Here is a 20,752-nt window from a genome sequence, read left to right as displayed (position 1 = left end):
TTAAATTGAAATTCCCTCCACATCTATTATTAGTTGTTGCTACGATTCTTTGGGGCGGAAATTTTGTAATTGGGCGTGCAGTGACCGGGGAAATCCCCCCATTTACTTTAGCTTTACTAAGATGGTGTCTTGCATTCCTAGTCTTTTTCCCCATCGCATTTAAACATGCTAAACGTGATTGGCTGCAAATTAAACAACATTGGCCAATTGTCATCGTGCTCGCTTTTACAGGGGTAGCAAGTTTTAATACGTTAGTTTACATAGGAGTTTACTATACAACTTCTATCAATGCTTCTTTGATGAACTCATTAACACCTATCTTTTTATACATATTATCCTTTGTATTTTTAAAAATTAAAGTAACGAGAAATCAAATAATCGGTACGGCCATTTCACTAACAGGTGTACTATTTATCCTTACGAAAGGTTCATTTGAAAATCTCATTAACTTTAAATTTAATATTGGTGACTTAATTGTTATCGTTGCTATTCTTTGTTGGAGTATTTATTCCCTACTTGTAAAACAATACTCTGATCGACTTCCTGGTTTCTCAACATTTCTAGTATCAATTGGTATTGGTGCGATCATGTTAATACCTTTTTCTGCATACGAAATTGCAACTTTAGAAAATCCTATAGTTTGGTCAGGTAAAATCATTGGTGCTATTCTCTTCTTAGGGATTTTCGCCTCTATTGTTGCATTTTTAAGCTGGAACAAAGGGGTCGTCTCTATAGGAGCAAATCGAGCAGGGATTTTCCTAAATCTCATTCCTGTATTTGCTACAATTTTTGCAACGATCTTTATAGGTGAACAATTATACTTGGCTCAAATCATCGGCGGACTTGCTGTTATTGGTGGAGTCATTTTGACGAACCGAACATAAACTTAGCATAAATAAAACCCCTTAGAAGATTCACTTACCCAGTGATTCTTCAAGGGGCATTATATGATTATTTTAAACTATGAACACGCCATCCTTCATTTTCAACAAAATGAAGTTCCCCTTCCATTGTTTCAACTAATCCTGTATCACCTAATGGCACAGTTAACTTATATTTTTTTACGTCCATACTATCTAAAACTAACTCAATCTTTGCGTTAGCAAAGTTCAGTAAACTTCCTCCATCCGCATTCGGTTGAGCTAATTTCCCTTTATGTGTAATGAATCCAAGGTCTTTAAATAACTTTTCGACTTGACCTGGTGTGTAATATTGGCCTAAATACGTTCTTAATCTTTCTTCCGTATTTAAAGATTCCAGCATGTATCGATACTCCATGCCACCTTTGTTAAATGTTTGAATCTCACCTTCACCTTCACCACCAGCTACAGCTGTCCAATAGGCTTTATTGGACTCTGCAAATAAAACAAGTGCTGTCTCATTAGACAATTCGTATTGGCTAGTATCCACAAGACTATGAACACGCCAACCCTTTCCTTCAACAAACCGTAATTCTGCGATCATCGTTTGAACTTCATTTGTCTCACCTAGTGGTACCTTCAACTCATACTTTTTCACAGTTGTTGAATTAGAAATTAGTTTCGCTGTCGCTTTTTCAAAGTCTAATAAACTTCCACCATCTGCATTAGGTTGAGCCAGTTTACCATCGTGTGTAATAAACCCTAAATCTTTAAACATCTTTTCAACTTGAGCAGGAGTATATGTTTGTGCTAAATAAGCCTTCAATTTTGCTTCAGTATCAAGAGATTCAGCCATGTAACGATACTCTAATTCATCTTTTGTAAATGTTTTAATTTCGCCAGTACCTTCTCCACCAGATACTACATACCAATAAGCTTTTCTTGAATCGCTAACCAGTTTGATAGCAGATTCACTTGTAAAGGTAATTGAATCATTACCCTTTAAATGAGGTTTTTGATCGACAGAAACAATACTAAAGTCCATATAGTCATCTTTTTGTATTAAGAAATAAAGTATATTCTTTCCGTCCACTAGCAGCCCAGCTTTATCTCCCTTTAGATCTATATTTAGTTGTACAACAAATTCAGTTGTTCCATTTAAGCGGCCGATTTCTTTGAACTCGCTAACTTCAAGTTTAACAATTTGTTCGCTAGCATCAGAAAAGCCGTAATCATTCTTCAATGCAAATAATGTTGAAATGTCCTTTGGATTTTTAAAGAGTAGATCGAATAATTTAATGACAGGATTTACATTTTGAGCAATATTATATTGATTTGGTAGAAAGTCTGGATTTAAAGCTCTCGCAAGAAACACGGCAAATTCTGCTCTCGTTACCTCTTGATTTGGATTAAATTTTTGATTCGACCCTATTACCGCAAGATCATTTTCAATGAAAGGTGAAATTTCATCATAATAATCAGACGTTTTTGGTACGTCCTTTAATTCAACAGAACTAGATCCTTTTAGCTTAAATGCTTTGACAAATATCTCTGCAACTTCAGCTTTTGTAAGTGGCGCGTTTGGATTGAATTTTTCATCATGTGGGAAAATTCCAGCTTCAACGACAGCAACAATGGCGTTATATGCACCATGTTTTTTCTTTACATCTTTAAACTCAATTTTTGAATCTTTACTTGGTTTTAAATCTAACGCTTTCGATAACATTCCTGCTACTTGTGATTTTGTAACAAATTGATATACCATAAAATTTCCGTTCGGAAAACCAGAATTAATTTTTTCTTCATATAGATAATTTATTTCATCATCAGCCCAAAAACCATCTTTCACATCATGAAATGAAGCAGCACCTGCAACACCAATACCGCTAAACAACAACGCCCCAGTCAGAGTAGTTGACATTACTATTTTACTAAACTTCTTCATAGTATCCCCCTAAATTATGGTTGAAATATAAAACCATTCCATTTGTCGTTCCGAAGTGGAAATAAGTTTCAGGGTTTTTTAAATTTTTTTGTTCAACAAGAGTTCAATTACTAATAAGCTAAAAGTGGAACGCTAAACGACCTTGTAATGATATGCATGCAAAAATTAAAAAAGAAGAACTATGCCCTCTTGCTAGACATAGTTCCTCTACTTTTTTATGGAGCTTTTTATTCTTTATTTTTTCCATTGCCATTGCCGTTACCATTGGCATTACCTTTTCCATTACCATTTCCATTCCCGGTAGTTCCTTGTTCTTTAACTTTTTCAGCTTGTTTATTTTGTTTTTCTGTAACCTTTTCAACCTTTTCTTGTTGTTTTACAGCTTCTCTTTCAGCTTTTTCCTGTTGTTTCACTGCTTCTCTTTCAGCCTTCTCTTGTTGTTTAACCGCTTCTCTGTCCGCTTTTTCTTGTTGTTTTACTGCTTCTTTTTGAGCTTTTTCTTGCTGCTTTGCTTCTTCTTTTTCAACTTTTTCTTGTTGTTTTACTGCTTGTTTAGAAAGATCCGCTTGCTCCGTTTTAGTTTCAGTTGTAACTTCTTCTTTATTATGTTCTTGAGTAACTTCTACTTTTTCTTCAGTAGCTTCTACTCCTGTATTTTCTGCATCATTAGTAGTTACTTCTACTTCTTTTTTCGTCTCATCTGTAACTGCAACAGTTTCCTCTTTCGTTGTTTCTTCAGTTTTTACTTCTTTTTCTTCAACTACTTCTACTTTTTCATCTATACTAAATAAACCTTTTGCTTCAAGTTTTGCTAATTTTTTATTTACTTTCTTTTCAAGACGAACTTTCGCTTTTTCAACATTTTTAGCTAAAGCTGCCTTTGCTTTCGGGTTTTCTACTTTATCAAGAGCTGTTTGAAGTGCGATTAAGTTTGAAGAGAACTTTTCTTCAAGTGCTGCACGAACTGATTCAACCGTTACTTTTTCTTCCTCATTTACTCCAGCTTCAGTTGTATCTTCACCAGTTGTAGTTTCTTCCTCAGTTTCCCCGTCTTTTTCTTCTTCTGTAGATTCTTCATCAATAGTTGCTTCTTCATACTTTTGAATCGCTAATTCTTGTTGTGCAATTGCTTCTTCTAATAATTTGCTCGCTTCTTCTTCATTACCTTCTGCAAGTAAAGCTTCCGCCTCTTTGATTTTAGCTTGAGCATCTTTTACTAAACTGATGGCTTCAATTGTATCATCATTTTCAATAGCAACTTGAATATGATTTAATACTTTCTTAAAGAAGTCTGCGATATTAATAGGTTCTTGCGTTACACTATCTTCTTCTGTTTCAGGTGCTGTCGTTTCTTCCCCAGTTTGGCTTTCAGTTTCTTCAACTGTTGAGCCTTCTGTTTCAGTTGTTTCCGTATCTTCAACTGTTGAATCTTCTGTTTCAGTTGTTTCCGTTTCATCATTTGTTGGTTCTTCCACAGTACCTACTGTTTCCGAAACATCATTAGTTTCAGTATTTACATCATTTACAATTTCATCTACAACTACTTGTACATCTTCTTCCGTTGTTGGCACCTCGTTAGCAAAAGCTTGTCCAGTACCGAATGTGAATGTTGCTACTAAGAAACTTGTTGCTAGTACGTTACGTACATTTTTGTTAAATTTGCTAGACATAATAAAAAATCCCTCCAGTTTTATAATTGGAAGAATCATAAATTACTCTATATTTTGAGTTATTTTAGATTCTCCATTTGGTAGCCCAGCCATCATAGTGTCCCTTAGATCTGTGACTTTGCGTCCCAACCTTTCGATAGGTTTGCCTTTTTCAAATGAGGAACCTGTACCTTGTTCCCATTCTATCCTTAATATACTCCTCTAATTTCTATAAAACTAGATTGATAAGTTCTCATTTTCCAACTATGAATTTCTACCTAAATTAACATGAAATTCCCCACTTCGACCAAAAAATTCGCATTATTTTATCATTTTCGATAATTAAAAGATAAAAAAGAAGCCATATCCTTATGGCCTCTCCTTCTCACTTTGCTTGTTTTATTAAATCAAAATAATCTCCATCTAAGATTACTTGATTGTAAAAATGTGAATTTCTACTTAGTTCCAAATCTACATATTCTAATCCATACTCTTCTATTAGTGTCCGCCGATTCGAAAATAGATTCGTTCCCAGCCCTAAACGCTCTCCTTCAATCTGTGCACCAATACTTGCAAGAATAGTCGGATACATATCTAGCGAGGTAAATAATCGATAGTTTGTTTTCGTAGGTGTAACGGGTGTATTTAGAAAAGCGTTGTAAATTGTTCGTTGATATTTGGGATTTAATTTCCCTTCGTAGTATGCTGGGTCTTGCATACTTAAATGATCACCGATGACAACCACGGTTGTATTGCTATAAAACTCTTGTTGTTTCATCCACTGAATAAATTCATTTACTTGTTTTGATGAGTGAGCATATACATTTTCGTATTGGGTACCGAATTTTTGCTCTGCTATTTCTTCCAAATAGCCATCGGGGAAATGTGTATTCACTGTGAGTAAAGTAAAGTTAAAGGGCTCTCTTTCAGCTGCTAACTCTAATATTTCGTCCTTTGCCCATGTGAATAAGTGTGTGTCATCAAATCCCCACCACACCTTATCATCCTCAGTCATCTTTCCTTCTTCTATTGCCGTATTATAGTCAAAAATTTCATAGTCACCGTGATTCGTAAAGTAATTCGTACGTCCACCAAATTGAGCATCTGAACCAACCATAAGTTTTTGGTTATATCCTTCTTTTTTCAGTACATCCCCTAATGTATAGGCACCTTTTAAGAAGTTTTCTGAAGTCGTGTAACTATTTCGTTCAATAGGAATTTTTAAAGGTAAGCCTGATGATGTGGCAACCATTGCAGCGATTGTCCAAACTGTATTACTAATTGGGTACGCTCCACCAATTTGATCTGAATGTGAAAAATTAATATTGTCCCTTGCTAATCTTTCTAATTCGGGGATCACTGTATAGCTCCATCCCCCACCGTTTCTTTCATTTACTAAAGCATTTTCCATTGATTCCAAATAAATAAGAACTAAATTTCTTTTTTCTTCAGGAAATTGGATAGCAACTTCTCGACCATCAACATAATGTTCTTCTATAAATGTAGAATTTTCATATGTTCGTTTAATAAACTGATCAATCCCTAGTAAGAAAAAACTGATCACTAAGGTGAGCATTAGTGTAAATATTGAATAGCCGATCCGGAATTTATTTGTTTGAGGAAATAAAGTAACTTTAAATTTCTTTTTTCGTAACCGTAATGTATAAGTTTTGCTTCTATAATGTGAAAAAAAGAATGGTAGGAACACTAAGGTACATATAATAATAAAACTAAAAATATTGTCCCCTACCCAATAACCAATTAAGCCCTTTGACAGGCCGCCAAAATCATTAGTTAAATAATAAAGAATTTCATCAATGACATATTTTTCGTTAATATATTTAGATGTAGTTAAGATTAAAGATGCTAATAGTAAAATAAAAACAATTACTAAATACATCATTAATTTTCCAAATTTCATTATATAAAAAGCTCCACTTCACAAATTTACTATTTATCCAAAAATTAGCATTAGTTATATAATATTCATTTTTTATACTAATCATTCATCAAAGTAAATAAACTAAAAAAATTGCCAATCCAAACTATTGGAAATGGCAATTTAAGTATTAATGAATTTGTTTTTCAAATAAATCAGGTCGATCATTGAACTTCGAAATTCTATATAATATGACAAAGTTGATAACGAGTAATACACCGGAAAGAATTAAAATAAGCTCTACACCTAATAGAAATAGACCACTAATTTGACCAATAATTAATGCAACAATTGGGAGAACAACAACTCCAGCAATATTTTGCGCTTCTTGATAAGTTTTAACTTTCGATGAAATTAAAATGTTCACTAGAACGACCAACAGAATAATCATTGGAGAAAGGCAGCAAATTAAAACAATCCAGTTTGTTGACGGGAAAATTAAGGTACTAAAAATCGGATACCCTAGTGCATTAATAATTACTCCACTAATAACAAAACTAATAATAGAAACAAATAATGGTGGAATGATAGACGCAATAATTTTACTTAAATATAAATCTTTAATTGAAATCGGAGATAATAGTAAACTTTCTAACGTCCTTCTTTCCTTCTCCCCAACAAAACTGTTTGCAGCAACTGTCATCGCTGTAATTATAGGAACAAGTAAAAAGAAAGTAGGAAGAAGATAATTTATAAAAATGTAGACAATTTGTTGTTCTACTGAATAAGCAGCAACACTTGAATCCATTACACTTACAAACTTATCTAACATCATATTTAAATCTGACCCTGTCACTTTTTCAATATCAAAGAGCAGAGCACTTCCCATAATCAATAAAGGAAAAAAGACAGAGAAAACGATTGGAATAACAATTAAAGTAGTCAATAAAGTTTTACTACGAGTAATATCAATGATATCTTTTCGAATAATTGCTTTACTTACCATTATGCGCACCCCTTACCTTAAAGTAAATCGATTCCAAATCAGTATTTAGAGTAGTTACAGAAAATACTTCATTTGTTTTAAGTATTTCATTTAAAAGTATAGAAATGACTTGTTTTGATGGAAGGTCAAAGATTAATTTATTCCCTACTGATGAGTATTTGTAGCCAAGATATTCAGGTGTTGAAGGTTTCAATGTAGTTTCAATTTCCACCTTTAAAACATCAATATACTTTTCTTCTAGAGATGCTAATGCTCCTTGTTCAACTATGGTTCCATGGTCGATGAATGCAAAAGATTGGCAGACATTTTCTAATTGATGTAATACATGTGAACAAATAATCATCGTTGTGCCAGTTTCTTCATTATATTTTTTTAAATATGAGAGAACTAATTTAATGCCGTCTGGGTCTAACCCATTTGTAGGTTCATCTAAGAAGAGGATTTCTGGTTTATGAAGTAGTGCTTTTGCTAAAGCTAATCGCTTTTTCATCCCTGTACTGTATTTTCCAACCTTTTTATCTTTATGATCAATTAAGTCAAACAACAGTAACAATTCAATGACGCGATTTTTATTTTTCACTCCATATAGTTCACTAAAAAAGTGTAAGTTTTCTTCTCCACTCATTTGATGGTAAAGTCCTGCACTTTCTGTCACAATACCAGACATTTTGCGAATATCATCACCATCTTTTAATGGGTCAAGTCCATTGATTTGAATAGTGCCTTTATCCGACTTTATGACTCCATTTAAAATACGAATAAATGTCGTTTTCCCAGCACCATTTGGACCGATTAATCCAATAATTTCACCCTTTTTAACGTGGAAATTCACATTTTGTAATACAGCCTGCTGATCAAATGATTTGTATAAATTATTAACGTGAATAAAATTCGCTTCCATTCGACTTCACTCCATATTTTATAAATTAAACTCAAAGTTCATTGAGATGAATCGATACTTTCAAAATCAAACTGTTCTACGATTATTAGAACAATTCTGTTCTACATGAATTATAACAGAACTGTTCTATGTTGTATAGAACAAATTTAGTAAATTGAATAAAATTTGCTTGAATTTCTATGATGGTAAGAATCGCTTGGCTTTGACGAATAAGTCTATCGAACTGGCAAATATCAACCCATTAGCAGCTCCAAAAAGTCTGCCTGGCTAATAACTCCTTAATTTTGGCGAATAAGTCTATCAAACTGGCGAATACTTTCGTGATTTTGGCGAATATCAACCCATTAGCGGCTCCAAAAAGTCTGCCTGGCTAATAACTCCTTAATTTTGGCGAATAAGTCTATCAAACTGGCGAATACTTTCGTGATTTTGGCGAATATCAACCCATTAGCAACTCCAAAAAGTCTGCCTGGCTAATAACTCCTTAATTTTGGCGAATAAGTCCATCAAACTGGCGAATATTTTCGTGATTTTGGCGAATAACAACCCATTAGCAGCTCCAAAAAGTCTGCCTGGCTAATAACTCCTTAATTTTGGCGAATAAGTCTATCAAACTGGCGAATACTTTCGTGATTTTGGCGAATATCCAGATTAGATTGTGCCCCATTGCTTCCCAAATAACACATGCTTGCAGAAAAAAACACCTACCCACTAATGGATAGGCGTAATCTTCACTATTGAATATAATTCCCAACGAATCCCCAAACGGTACTCCAGTATAGTTCTGGATTCACTTTTTCAGAATCGGCGTGACCAGCTTCAGCGATCACAAGTTTTTCCTTCTCAACGTTTGCCGCTTCATAAACCTTATCTAACATTTCGAATGGTACAAATGTATCTGCATCGCCATGAATAAAGAGCATCGGTGTTTTACTTTTCGCCACCTGCTCAACAGCAGAAGCTTCATATAAATCGTAACCAGCTCGGAAATTAGCTACCGTACTAGCCGCGTTGATAATTGGAAATTCAGGCAGGCCAAACAAGTCATCTAGTTGGTATGTGAAAACTTCACTTACAGAAGAGTATCCGCAATCTTCGACAATTACCTTCACATTCGATGGGAGCTCTTCGCCTGAAGCCATCATTACAGTAGCCCCACCCATAGATACTCCAAATAACAGGATTTCAGCATTTGGATCTTTCTTGATCACTTCATCAATCCATTGAATTAAATCAAGACGGTCATGCCAACCCATTCCAATATAATCACCTTCACTATCTCCATGTCCACGAAGATCTGGAGCTAGTACATGATAGCCTTGCTCATGGAAATTACGTACATAGCGAGTCATTTTTGCTGCGTTACTTGTATATCCATGTACGACAATAGCCCACTTACTACTCTCTGAATTATTTTCATATAAATCTGCTTCAAGTTTTAATTGAAGTTTATCGTTTGAAACAATACTCATCGCTTCTGATGGATATTGTTCTTTGAATTTAGCATCCGCTACCTCAGCAGCTTCAGCTACTTGTGCATTAACCGCAATACTGTCCTCTAAATGTGGATTATCGTCCATAAATTCCTTATCATCATTTGCATCTAGAGCATATTCGTAAAAATAATTTCCTACAGCAAAATAAACGATCACTAAAAGTACTACTAAAATTGAAGCTATAGTAATAATTATTTTGTTTCTCTTTTTCATTTATTGAGTTCTCCATCCTTCCTAATGTATTTAACAAATTATTATCCTATGAATTTATTACTAGGTTTTTATGTTTGATTATACCAAATTATTAACATCCTATTTACAATTTTTACAATGACCATTGTAATAGATTCTACCTATAGAAACATTATTATTTTTATATAGTAACTTCTCTTGGAAGAAGAACATTTTTTCAGAACAATCCAAAGTTGTATAACAAAATTTGTTAATTTATACTTATATTAGGGATACTAGTAAAGAATTCATTTCACATATTAGGAGGATTTATTTTATGGACTTAGGAGCATTTTCAGTAAGTTTAACTGTAAAAGATATTCATGCATCAAAAGCGTTTTATGAGAAATTAGGATTTGAATCACTTGGTGGAGACATCGCGAATAATTGGCTTATTTTAAAAAATGGAGATACGGTTATTGGGCTTTTCCAAGGGATGTTTGAGAAAAACATTTTAACGTTTAACCCAGGGTGGGACCAAAACGCACAAAACGTTGATTCATTTACTGACGTTCGCGAAATTCAAAAACAATTAGTAGAAAAAGGAATTAAGTTAACAAGAGAGGCGAATCCGGATACTGAAGGTCCTGAATATATTACACTTGAAGATCCAGATGGAAATCAAATATTAATCGACCAACATAGATAAGAGTTTAATTTGAATTGGGGAAATGGGGAGGAATTCCTTTGTTATTATTACTTTTAAGACATGGACAAACAGAGGCAGACATTTTGAATGTTCATGAGGGTAGAGCTGATTTTCAAATGACGGAAACTGGCCATCAGCAAGCCGAACGAATGGCTCAATATATTTCTAGTCGGTTTGATCCTGATGTAGTTATTTCTAGTACGATGACAAGAACAAAACAAACAACTGAGCATATCGTTAAACCCCTAAATACAGAGGTAGTTTATGATCAAAGACTAGTTGAGTGGAACAACGGTGTTCTTGCAGGATTAACACGAGAAGAAGCACTTAAAAGATACCCGATGCCGCCGAATGGACGCCCCCTTACAGAAGCAATTGAAGAAGGTGAATCGGAGCTTGCCTTTCGCCATCGTGTTGAAGAGGCCATTTATGAGATATTAGAGAAATATAAGGGCTCAAAGCAAATACTAATCGTCAGCCATGGGGGTACGATTTCACATTTGTTAAACATTTTGTTAAACCATTCGATTACGGATGGAATGATCTTCCCAACTGCTGATTTAGGGTTACATTGTATTGAAATAAAGAACGATAAAAAGATTGTACATTTTTTAAATTATTCAGTGGATCGGTTTCAATAGACTTATAAATTTTACGAGACAGTTTTCGATGTTTTTCTGAAATTCTGTCTCGTATTTTGGTTTTACAAGACACTTTTCAGTACTTTCCTGAAATTTTGTCTCGTATTTTGGTTTTACGAGACACTTTTCATTACTTTTCCGAATTTCTGTCTAATAACGTGCTCTTTCTTGACAACTTTCTCTACTTTTCCAAATTTTTGTCTAATAACAGGCTCTTTCTTGACAACTTTCTCTATTTTTCCAAAGTATTGTCTGATAACAAGCTCCTTCTTGACAACTTTCTCTACTTTTGCAAATTTTTGTCTAGTAATAAATACTCTTATCGCCTTAATCCACTTATCGTTCCAGCCATTGACATGGCTGCATTCATATCTACAAAGAATAATAATACAGTTGAATTCTCTGTGGCAGTAACTGTCGGTAACGGATTTCCTATATTGGTAATTGCCTCAAACTTACCAATCTTCAACCCTTCAACTGTTATTTCGCCATCCATCACATACAAATACTGCTGCAACCCCTCATAAAAAGGAATATCTAATGAATCTCCCTTCTTTGGATGCGCATCAAATATAAAAACGTTCTGTCTAACCTTCAGTGGAGCATCACTATTTTCGGGACCAACCATCAAATACCAATCAAATGCTATGGAAGTCTTTTCGTGAAACTGTATCATCGGCTCGAGATTCGTTTCCCTTGGTCGAACAAATATTTGAAGCATTTCTACTTGATCTAGCCCCACTTTTTCTTCATGCCAAAAACTCTTACCCGCATTCATCATCATTAATTGACCATTAGATACTGCCTTTTCAATACCTGCTGAATCTCTATGATACATCGTTCCTTGCCAGACATAGCTAAATATTTCATCATTTACATGTTCGTGCATTTTAATTGTTAATCCCTTTTTCATCACTGCATGATCAATAACACTCAAAGGACCAAATGCAAGATCATCAGTCTCTTCCCCAAAAATACGACCTGGTTGAACACGCGTTATTGTAAATGGTCCTTTGAAAGGCTGTTTATGTTCATGTGCAGAAAGTTTTTTCATCATAAAAGTGCCCCCTAATATTCATTTCAATCAATTTATCAAATGGAAATTATATAAATCGCACAAATGGTGATTATGTTTCAAACACAAGTTCAACTACACACAATTGAAAAAGTACTATATCTCTTCTATACTAACTATAAACCAATAGTAAAATAAGAGGTGGTTTTTCTTTTGATAAACGCTGCAAGAGACTTATTAAATCAATATTTCGGCTACACGGATTTTCGAAGTGGGCAAGCTGAAATAGTCGAAAATATATTACATCAACGGAACACGCTTGGTATTCTTCCAACCGGTGGAGGAAAATCAATCTGTTTTCAAATTCCTGCTCTTCTTTTCCAAGGAACGACAATCGTCATTTCCCCACTCATTTCTCTAATGAAAGACCAAGTGGATGCACTTACTGCCGCAGATATACCAGCTACATATATTAATAGTTCAATATCTCAAAAGGAACTTCAAGATCGTTTATATGATATACGCCATGGTGCATACAAACTCGTATACGTTGCGCCTGAACGTTTTGATTCTGATTATTTTATCGATGTACTAAATTCCATTCAAATTCCATTAATCGCATTCGATGAAGCTCACTGTATTTCCCAGTGGGGACACGACTTTAGACCAAGTTACAGGTCTATTGTTTCATCATTAATGAAATTAAATCAGCGTCCTATGGTCGTTGCTTTAACGGCGACAGCGACTGAAAATGTAGCAGATGAAATTCGTAATCTATTACATATCGGTCAACAAGATACATTTAAAAACGGCTTTGCTCGTGAAAATTTAAGCTTCAACGTCATTAAAGGTGCCAATAAGCGAGACTATATTCTTTCCTATTTAAAAGAACATTCAAAGGAATCGGGAATCATTTATACTTCAAGTAGAAAAGAAACAGATGGGCTTTACAACTATTTGTCACTACAAGGATTCTCCGTAGCAAAATATCATGCTGGACTAACTGAAATTGAAAGACAAGAAGCCCAAGATCAATTTGTCTATGATGAAAAGCAAATTATGATTGCGACTAATGCCTTTGGAATGGGGATCGATAAATCCAACGTACGATTTGTTATTCATTACAACTTGCCAAAGAACCTTGAAGCCTACTACCAAGAAGCCGGCCGCGCAGGGCGTGACGGAGATGAAAGTGAATGTATTTTACTATTTTCTCAACAGGACATTCAGTTACAAAAGTTTTTAATCGAACAATCTACATTCGAACCGGAAATTCGTGAACAGGATTATAATAAACTAAACCAAATGATCATGTTTTGTCATACAGAAGAATGCCTTCAATCCTATATCATTCGTTATTTTGACCCAAATGAAAAAGAAATGACATGTAATAAATGCACTAGTTGTAAAGATACTCGTGAGAAAGTAGAAATTACTCGTGAAGCTCAAATGATCTTCTCTTGTTGTAAGCGAATGGGAGAACGATTTGGTGTCACTTTAATTGCACAAGTTTTAAAAGGGTCAAATCAGAAACGGATTCGAGAACTAGGGTTTGATCAGTTATCAACCTATGGATTGCTTCGTTCTCAATCAGAAAAAGAAATTGTAGATACGATAAATTATTTATTAACAGAAAATTATTTGCTGTTAACGGATGGAAAGTATCCAGTAGTACAATTGACAGAAAAATGTATTCCTGTGTTAAAAGGCGAAGTTACTGTTTGGATGAAAAAGAGTAAAACACCTGTTAAAGATGTTCGTATGGTTGAGGAAAACGAAGAATTATTCGAAGTTTTACGAGGCTTACGAAAACAATTTGCTCAAGAAGAAAATGTACCGCCATTTGTTATTTTCTCAGATGCAACATTAAAGGAAATGTGTCGCTATTTCCCTATCGATGAACCATCCATGCTACAAATTAAAGGTGTGGGGCAAAGTAAATTTGCAAAATATGGACAAGCATTTATTGAAGAAATAAAAGAGTTTGTTTCAAGTAAAAATATTATAGTCTCAGAAGTACCTACATCACAAAAATCGATCGAGCAAGAAATGAAAAAAACAGATGAAAAGCCAAGTCATGTCATCTCTTATGAGATGTTTTATGAAGGTGTAAGTATTGACGAAATTTCATCGAAAAGAAAATTATCTAAAGTAACCATTCAAAATCATATCATCCGTAGTGCCGAGGAAGGTCATGAAATAAACTGGAATGAAATATTTGATAACGATACTGAAAAGAAAATTATTGATACAATTCAAGAATTACAGAGCGACAAGCTTAAACCAATCTGGGACGCCTTAGATGGAGTATTCGACTATTTTGTGATTAAAGCCGTAATATGTAAAAATCAAGTTTCGAAAAAAGTACAGCAACAGTAATATAATCGAAAATGATATAACTTTGTTTAACATTTGATAAAAATAAATTAGCCTTTGTAATGTGAAGTATATATGTTTGCTTATTTGACATTCTATATATAGGGTCTTATCTATATGAAAAAAACATTTAAAATAGCATTGAATTTTTTGCTATTATTGTTTATTCTAATTATAGACGTATATGATCGAAGGGGAGTAGTTTTAACAATAAAGCCGTCATTTCATGGGTAAACCCCATCGGTTTTATTGGCAGCCTTGAGTTGTTAACAAGACCTTTGAATTATGAATTTATTTCATAATTCAAAGGTCTTTCTCTTTTCTTAGATTGTAAAATACTTTTGGAGGTACTATTATGGATTTAACTTTATTTCTACAATATGGAGGAGTATTGCTGGTTTTAATCGTACTAGAAGGATTATTATCAGCCGATAATGCCTTAGTACTGGCAGTTATGGCGAAAGGCTTACCAAAGGAACTTCAGAAAAAAGCATTGGATATCGGATTAGCACTTGCCTTTATTTTCCGTATTGGTGCTATCTTTGTTATTTCATTCTTATTTGATGTATGGCAGGTTCAAGCTATCGGAGCAGCATACTTAATCTTTATTGCTGTCAAACATTTTCTCAAGAAAGATCATGGAGAAGTGCAAGTCAAAGAAAAGAGTTTCAAAGCTACTGTTGCACAAATTGCTTTAGCGGACATCGCCTTTGCAGTTGACTCAATTTTAGCTGCTGTTGCATTAGTAATTGCTTTACCAGCAACAACTTTCGGCCACATTGGTGGAATTGATACTGCTCAATTTGTTCTAATCGTATTGGGCGCACTTGCTGGTTTAATCGTTATCCGTTTTGCATCACAGCAGTTCGTCAAACTATTAACAGATCGTCCAAGTCTAGAAACGGCAGCAATGTTAATTGTAGGTTGGGTTGGGGTAAAATTACTTATGCATACACTAGCTCATGATGCAATTAATATTATTCCACACTCATTCGTAGAAGGTCCGATTTGGAACTCAATATTCTGGATTGTCATGTTATCTATCGCTATCATTGGATGGGTTGCATCTGGGAAGAAAAAACCTGAAACTGCAACAGACCAAGATTAACGAGTACTGATTGGGTGAATTGAGGAAACAGAACTACTTAATACAAAATCAGCGAAGCTCAGAGATTATCTCTGAGCTTCGCTGATTTTCCTGTTGAAGCACTCATCTTACAAATTCACTTGCGGTAATTAAAACCCAGTAAAAATAAAATAAACATTAAAATGATAAGTAGCGACCTAATAGCTTTTTCAGCTCTGTTAGGCCGCTACTTTTTATTTAAAATGAAATCCCTGTTTTCTTAAAGTAGAACTTGTGACTTTCGCATAAGGTTCATATCTTGTTTCATAGAAAGCTGCCACTTTACTTGACCAATTACTTGTATCTTGTCCATTTGTTCGCTCAGACATATATGAAGCCATTGTTTCATCATATTGTTTAATTAACTCGGACTGCTCATTCATATCATAACGTTCATTATGGTACGTGGCTTGAAGTGGAAGTCTTGGTTTTTGCCCTGGAATCACTTCTGGATAACCAATTGCTAACCCTGAAATAGGGTAAACATATTCAGGAAGTTCTAGTATTTTTATAACGTCATCCGCATTTTTTCGGATACCTCCAATTGGAACTGTCCCAAGCCCCATTGACTCAGCTGCAATGACTGCACTACCTAACGCAATTCCAACATCCGTAGATCCAATAATTATTGCTTCAACATCATCAACAATTCGAAATTCCTTATTATTCTTTTCAGCTGCAATTTTTGCCCGAGAAAAATCCATACAAAATACAAGAAAAACAGACGCTTCCTCAACCCATTTTTGATCTCCTGCAGCTTTAGCTAACAATGATTTCCTATCAGGATTTCTTACTGCAATGACACTTACCTGCTGTCCATTTATCCAGTTCGGAGCTGCCATGGCTGATTTAATAATCGTTTCCACTTGTTCTTCACTAACATCTTTACTCGTATCAAATTCTCGTACGGAGCTATGTTTCCCCAATTGTTTAATTACTTCATTCATGAAATCACTCCCTAACGATACCCTACTACACGTATGAATCTAGTTCAAATAATGGAAACTACAGCACATAAAAAAACGCCCAGCTTCAATACTCTGGGCGAATCATTTAAACTTTCCATATTATTTTTGATAATTTAATACCCAACCGACTCCAAACTGATCCACAAGATTTGCATGTAATGCACCCCATGGAGTTTCATTTAGTTCATATGTGATTTTTCCATCCACTATGAGTGATTGATATACTCGTCGAATATCTTCATCACTATCGAATTCTAATGTAATACGGACATTATCTCCTTGCTGAGTTTTTCCAAAAGTATCTGAGAAATGAATGATATCCGCTCCTATAGCTAATTCAGCATGAAGACATTTCCCGTCCTCGCTCTTTTCAACATTTTGAATGATTCCATCAAGTATATTTCGATAAAATTCAATAACTTCTAAACAATTGTCTACAAATACATAAGGGCTCACACTTTTCATTTTATAACCTCCATGTAATTAAAAGCCTCAACATTATTTTACCCAATAAATAAAAGTATACTTCGTAATTGTTTTAATCTTTATATCTCAATCGTTGCTCCCTTTATCCGTTTAAATCCGCGCATTTTCCCCAGTTCTTCAACTAATTGTAATGCTGCTAGATCCTTTGACTTTGCTTCAATCATAATATCTGCGGATTTCCCAAAATCTTTTAACGCTTGGATAAACGGAATGGCAAAATCTAAGTCCACATAATCTGCATGGGCACGTATTAATTTTTCTGATTTAGGTGAAGATAAATGGAATTTTGGGACTTTACCTGTACGCTCCCAAGTAGCAAAAATTCTAGGTAGTAATTCTTCAAAATCTAGATCTCCAGAATTCGCCCAATGGTGATGATAGTCGAAAACAAAAGGAACATTATGCTGTTCACAAACTGTAAGTGTTTCTTCGGCTGTGTATGTTTTATCATCGTTTTCGAGAGTTGTTTGCATACGTATGTGTTCATCAAGCTTTACAAAATTATTGTTAAAGGATTCAATCGCTTTTTCCTTATCACCATACGTCCCACCTACATGAATATTCATATTTGCATCATTTTGTAATCCCATTGCCTCAAGCATTTTGTAATGATAAGTCATATCAATAATTGCATTCGTTGTAATATGCTCCTTTGGACTTGTAAACAATGTGAATTGGTTTGGATGGAAACTTACTCGTAGTTGGTGTTTTTGAATCATTGCACCTATCTCTTTAAAGAGACTTTCAAAGGGAGTTACAAAGTCCCATTTTACCTCTGGATGTGTTGCGAGCGGCACGAGCGAAGACGACATGCGATAAACATCAATTCCATGGGCTATATTGTAATGGATAATTCGAAGTGTATTTTTCAAATTTTGTTCTGTTAAAAATAAGAGTTTGTCTCGTCTACTAGCCTCATCTTGTTTCTTCCAATTCGTAAACGTTAACGTTCTAGAAGGAGAAGCTTCCCACAATGCAAGTGCAGTAGAGACATATCCGAATCTGAGGATCATTATTCCACACCAACCTATGAATTTTGATGTTAGTAGTGTTGGTGATTTCCCGTAGATTGATACGTTGAGTTGATTATAACGGGAAGTAAAATACATAAAAAAGCTCGATTTTGGGGTATAAGCCAAATCGAACTTGTTTTATTATTTACTTAAGATGATCGGTAATCAATTGAATTAGTTTGTCCCTTTTATAAACAACAAATTTAAAACTTTTACCGTCATTTGTATTCACTATCATTTTATTTGGAATAATTTTTAAAGATTTAGCTCTATCGATAGAAACAATATCACTCAACAGAATTTCTGTAGTACCACCTTGTATATTGAACTTATATGCATTAAAGATCAATCTTTTATCTGTAATAGTTAAGTGTCCACCAACTGCTTCTAACCCTTTATATAAATTTGCAGGTGTTTTTTCAACTAAAAACTTCTCGTCTATTTGAAGACTCACTGCCATACTACAAATCTCCTTTTTATGTGTACTCGATTTACTTTATTCATATGTAAACAAATTATTCCCAGAGGAAATTGTTAAATAAATTATCACATGACTACTAATTTATGGGTATAGGGCGTTTTATTTAAAAGTAGTTGTGTTAATAGTGTAAATGGGACTATTAACAAAGAGTAAAAGTATAAAAAAACAGGATAGAAACCAGTTCTACCCCGCTTTATGAATTTATTATCTAATACATCTGCTTACACATTCACGAATACATTCCCCTCTAGCAGCACCTCGTAGCTCATTACAGATATTTGCACATGAACTTTGACATGGCCTAATAATCGCTGCCATCTCTGCCATTAAATCAACCATTGAAGTCTCATAACATGACCCTTCTTTTGGTGACATAAAGTCGTCCCAATTGAATTTTTTACCACAAGTACATTTACGGTAACTCATTAACAATCCCCCCTCTCATAATTGACTACTATAAGATATGAGATTGTTTAGGTATCGCTTAGACTAATAGATTAATTTTAAGAAAAATCTAAAAAAAAGTTACATTAGGTTCTTTCACCAATATTATATTTACGAGACAATAATCTATATGAATATGACATATTACTAGACTAATATCTAATAATGATTTTTACCCTCGTAGCAAATTACTCAAAATAAAAAAAGGCTGTTGAAATTGGATATCCCAATCTCAACAACCTTTACAGGATTCGAATACCTGCCTTAAGCACTTACATTATTTGAGGCTTTTAATTCCTTTTTATCTTCTAGCGCCTGTACAACAACCGCTGCAGACCCATCACCAGTAACATTTACAGATGTACGTATCATATCTAAAATTCGATCCACTCCAGCAACTAGTGCAATCGCTTCTAATGGAAGACCTACTGCTGTTATTACCATCGATAACATAATTAATCCCGCACCAGGAACACCCGCTGTACCAATTGAAGCAAGAGTTGCTGTTAACACGATGATCAATTGTTGCATGATAGAAAGTTCAATACCCATAAATTGGGCAACAAATAAAACACAAACCCCTTGGTATAAAGCAGTTCCATCCATATTGATCGTAGCGCCTAAAGGAAGTACAAAGCTACTTACCTTCTTTGACACACCAAGGTTTTCTTCAGTACTTTTCATTGTAATTGGCAAAGTCCCAGAACTACTTGATGTACTAAATGCTACTAAACTCGCAGGTGCAATACCTTTGAAAAATTTAAGTGGACTTTGGTTGGCAAAGAGCTTAACAGAACCTGAATAGACTAGTAATGCGTGAAGTATACATCCTGCATAAACGACTAATATAAGTTTAATCAATGGAAGTAGTACCGAAATTCCATACTGTCCTACAATTGGTGCAATTAATCCGAATACCCCAATAGGTGCAAACTTCATGACAATTCCCGTAATCTTGTACATAATTTCTGCTAATCCTTCAAAGAAGTTATATACAGTTTTTGCTTTGTCACCAAGCATTGAAATGGCAAGACCTAGGAAAAGAGCAAAGAAGATGATCTGGAGCATGTTCCCTGTTACAAGGGATTCAATTGGATTGGTAGGAACTATATTTAATAACGTATCAACTACACTAGGTGCTGCTGTTGGCTCAGCTGCCTCACCAGAAAGTGTCATATTAACTCCATCACCTGGTCTAAATATGTTTGCTAACAGCAATCCAATGAAAACAGCGAATGCGGTAGTAGCTAAATAATAAACAAATGAGATACCACCCATTCTACCGATTTGTCTTAAATCACCTGCACCTGCAACACCGACTACTAGTGAAGCAAGTACTAATGGAACTATGATAAATTTAATAAGTCTTAAGAATAAATCACCAAGCGGTTTAACAACCTCGATACTTTGACCAACAATAGCACCTAATATAATGGCAATGACAAACGCTATTAATATTTGAGAGAGCAAACCAATCTTTTTCATATTTAACCCCCTCGTATATTAGTAGTAAGAGCTCTTTCTAATAGAATTTCCAGTTGATCCGGACAACTGGAGGATCTATTGGATTTCCTATAGGATGTGGT

The 20,752-nt window shown here is 34.5% G+C and carries 18 protein-coding genes and 1 riboswitch; of the genes, 5 read left to right on the top strand and 13 right to left on the bottom strand.

The window, feature by feature from the left end:
- Positions 1-5 precede the first annotated feature (5 nt).
- Complete coding sequence (locus CRO45_RS10600) at positions 6-884, top strand: DMT family transporter (RefSeq protein ID WP_097149619.1); 879 nt, start codon at positions 6-8, stop codon at positions 882-884.
- A gap of 67 nt (positions 885-951) precedes the next feature.
- On the opposite strand, the gene CRO45_RS10595 is transcribed toward CRO45_RS10600, so the two are convergent.
- The 6 genes from CRO45_RS10595 to CRO45_RS10565 form a co-directional block, all read right to left on the bottom strand.
- Positions 952-2,805: a DL-endopeptidase inhibitor IseA family protein gene (locus CRO45_RS10595; protein ID WP_097149618.1), complete on the bottom strand. Its 1,854-nt coding sequence runs from the start codon at positions 2,803-2,805 to the stop codon at positions 952-954.
- A 227-nt stretch (positions 2,806-3,032) separates the two neighbouring features.
- Entirely contained in the window at positions 3,033-4,475 is a 1,443-nt protein-coding gene (locus CRO45_RS19845) for a hypothetical protein (RefSeq protein WP_101956405.1), read from the bottom strand.
- A gap of 76 nt (positions 4,476-4,551) precedes the next feature.
- A riboswitch (cyclic di-GMP riboswitch) is annotated at positions 4,552-4,632 on the bottom strand.
- A gap of 207 nt (positions 4,633-4,839) precedes the next feature.
- Positions 4,840-6,375 (bottom strand): LTA synthase family protein, encoded by a 1,536-nt coding sequence (locus tag CRO45_RS10585; protein ID WP_097149617.1) that lies wholly within the window; start codon positions 6,373-6,375, stop codon positions 4,840-4,842.
- Positions 6,376-6,523: 148 nt separating this feature from the next.
- Positions 6,524-7,339 carry an ABC transporter permease subunit gene (locus tag CRO45_RS10580; protein ID WP_097149616.1) on the bottom strand — a complete coding sequence of 272 codons (816 nt, stop codon included), beginning with the start codon at positions 7,337-7,339 and terminating at the stop codon, positions 6,524-6,526.
- Complete coding sequence (locus CRO45_RS10575) at positions 7,329-8,240, bottom strand: ABC transporter ATP-binding protein (RefSeq protein WP_097149615.1); 912 nt, start codon at positions 8,238-8,240, stop codon at positions 7,329-7,331. The genes CRO45_RS10580 and CRO45_RS10575 overlap by 11 nt, the downstream gene beginning before the upstream one ends.
- Before the next feature lie 734 nt (positions 8,241-8,974).
- Positions 8,975-9,949, bottom strand: a complete 975-nt coding sequence (locus tag CRO45_RS10565) for an alpha/beta hydrolase (protein ID WP_097149613.1) — start codon at positions 9,947-9,949, stop codon at positions 8,975-8,977.
- A 295-nt stretch (positions 9,950-10,244) separates the two neighbouring features.
- On the opposite strand from CRO45_RS10565, the gene CRO45_RS10560 reads away from it, so the two are divergent.
- Together CRO45_RS10560 and CRO45_RS10555 are read left to right on the top strand one after the other, a co-directional pair.
- Positions 10,245-10,616, top strand: coding sequence for a VOC family protein (locus CRO45_RS10560; RefSeq protein ID WP_097149612.1), 372 nt, complete (start codon positions 10,245-10,247; stop codon positions 10,614-10,616).
- 38 nt (positions 10,617-10,654) lie between these two features.
- The gene (locus tag CRO45_RS10555) at positions 10,655-11,257 is read left to right on the top strand and encodes a histidine phosphatase family protein (RefSeq protein ID WP_170949470.1); all 603 of its coding nucleotides are present in this window, start codon (positions 10,655-10,657) and stop codon (positions 11,255-11,257) included.
- A 319-nt stretch (positions 11,258-11,576) separates the two neighbouring features.
- On the opposite strand, the gene CRO45_RS10550 is transcribed toward CRO45_RS10555, so the two are convergent.
- Complete coding sequence (locus tag CRO45_RS10550; RefSeq protein WP_212613425.1) at positions 11,577-12,314, bottom strand: pirin family protein; 738 nt, start codon at positions 12,312-12,314, stop codon at positions 11,577-11,579.
- A gap of 171 nt (positions 12,315-12,485) precedes the next feature.
- Here CRO45_RS10550 and recQ point away from each other — a divergent pair, with 171 nt between their 5' ends.
- Entirely contained in the window at positions 12,486-14,651 is a 2,166-nt protein-coding gene (gene recQ, locus CRO45_RS10545; protein WP_097149610.1) for a DNA helicase RecQ, read from the top strand.
- 352 nt (positions 14,652-15,003) lie between these two features.
- Complete coding sequence (locus CRO45_RS10540) at positions 15,004-15,756, top strand: TerC family protein (RefSeq protein WP_097149609.1); 753 nt, start codon at positions 15,004-15,006, stop codon at positions 15,754-15,756.
- A 212-nt stretch (positions 15,757-15,968) separates the two neighbouring features.
- Here the strand turns inward: CRO45_RS10540 and CRO45_RS10535 are convergent, their stop codons facing one another.
- From CRO45_RS10535 to CRO45_RS10510, 6 genes are all read right to left on the bottom strand, one after another.
- Positions 15,969-16,721, bottom strand: coding sequence for an NADPH-dependent oxidoreductase (locus CRO45_RS10535; RefSeq protein WP_097149608.1), 753 nt, complete (start codon positions 16,719-16,721; stop codon positions 15,969-15,971).
- 120 nt (positions 16,722-16,841) lie between these two features.
- The gene (locus CRO45_RS10530; protein WP_097149607.1) at positions 16,842-17,207 is read right to left on the bottom strand and encodes a VOC family protein; all 366 of its coding nucleotides are present in this window, start codon (positions 17,205-17,207) and stop codon (positions 16,842-16,844) included.
- An 80-nt stretch (positions 17,208-17,287) separates the two neighbouring features.
- The gene (gene uvsE / locus CRO45_RS10525; protein ID WP_097149606.1) at positions 17,288-18,241 is read right to left on the bottom strand and encodes a UV DNA damage repair endonuclease UvsE; all 954 of its coding nucleotides are present in this window, start codon (positions 18,239-18,241) and stop codon (positions 17,288-17,290) included.
- 145 nt (positions 18,242-18,386) lie between these two features.
- Complete coding sequence (locus tag CRO45_RS10520; protein WP_097149605.1) at positions 18,387-18,701, bottom strand: GRAM domain-containing protein; 315 nt, start codon at positions 18,699-18,701, stop codon at positions 18,387-18,389.
- A 225-nt stretch (positions 18,702-18,926) separates the two neighbouring features.
- Entirely contained in the window at positions 18,927-19,148 is a 222-nt protein-coding gene (locus CRO45_RS10515) for a hypothetical protein (RefSeq protein WP_097149604.1), read from the bottom strand.
- 282 nt (positions 19,149-19,430) lie between these two features.
- Positions 19,431-20,651: a dicarboxylate/amino acid:cation symporter gene (locus CRO45_RS10510; RefSeq protein ID WP_097149603.1), complete on the bottom strand. Its 1,221-nt coding sequence runs from the start codon at positions 20,649-20,651 to the stop codon at positions 19,431-19,433.
- Positions 20,652-20,752: the final 101 nt, after the last annotated feature.

The organism is Ureibacillus acetophenoni (assembly GCF_900220965.1).
In the GTDB taxonomy this organism is placed as follows: Bacteria; Bacillota; Bacilli; order Bacillales_A; family Planococcaceae; genus Ureibacillus; species Ureibacillus acetophenoni.
This window is presented reverse-complemented; position numbering and strand designations above follow the sequence as displayed.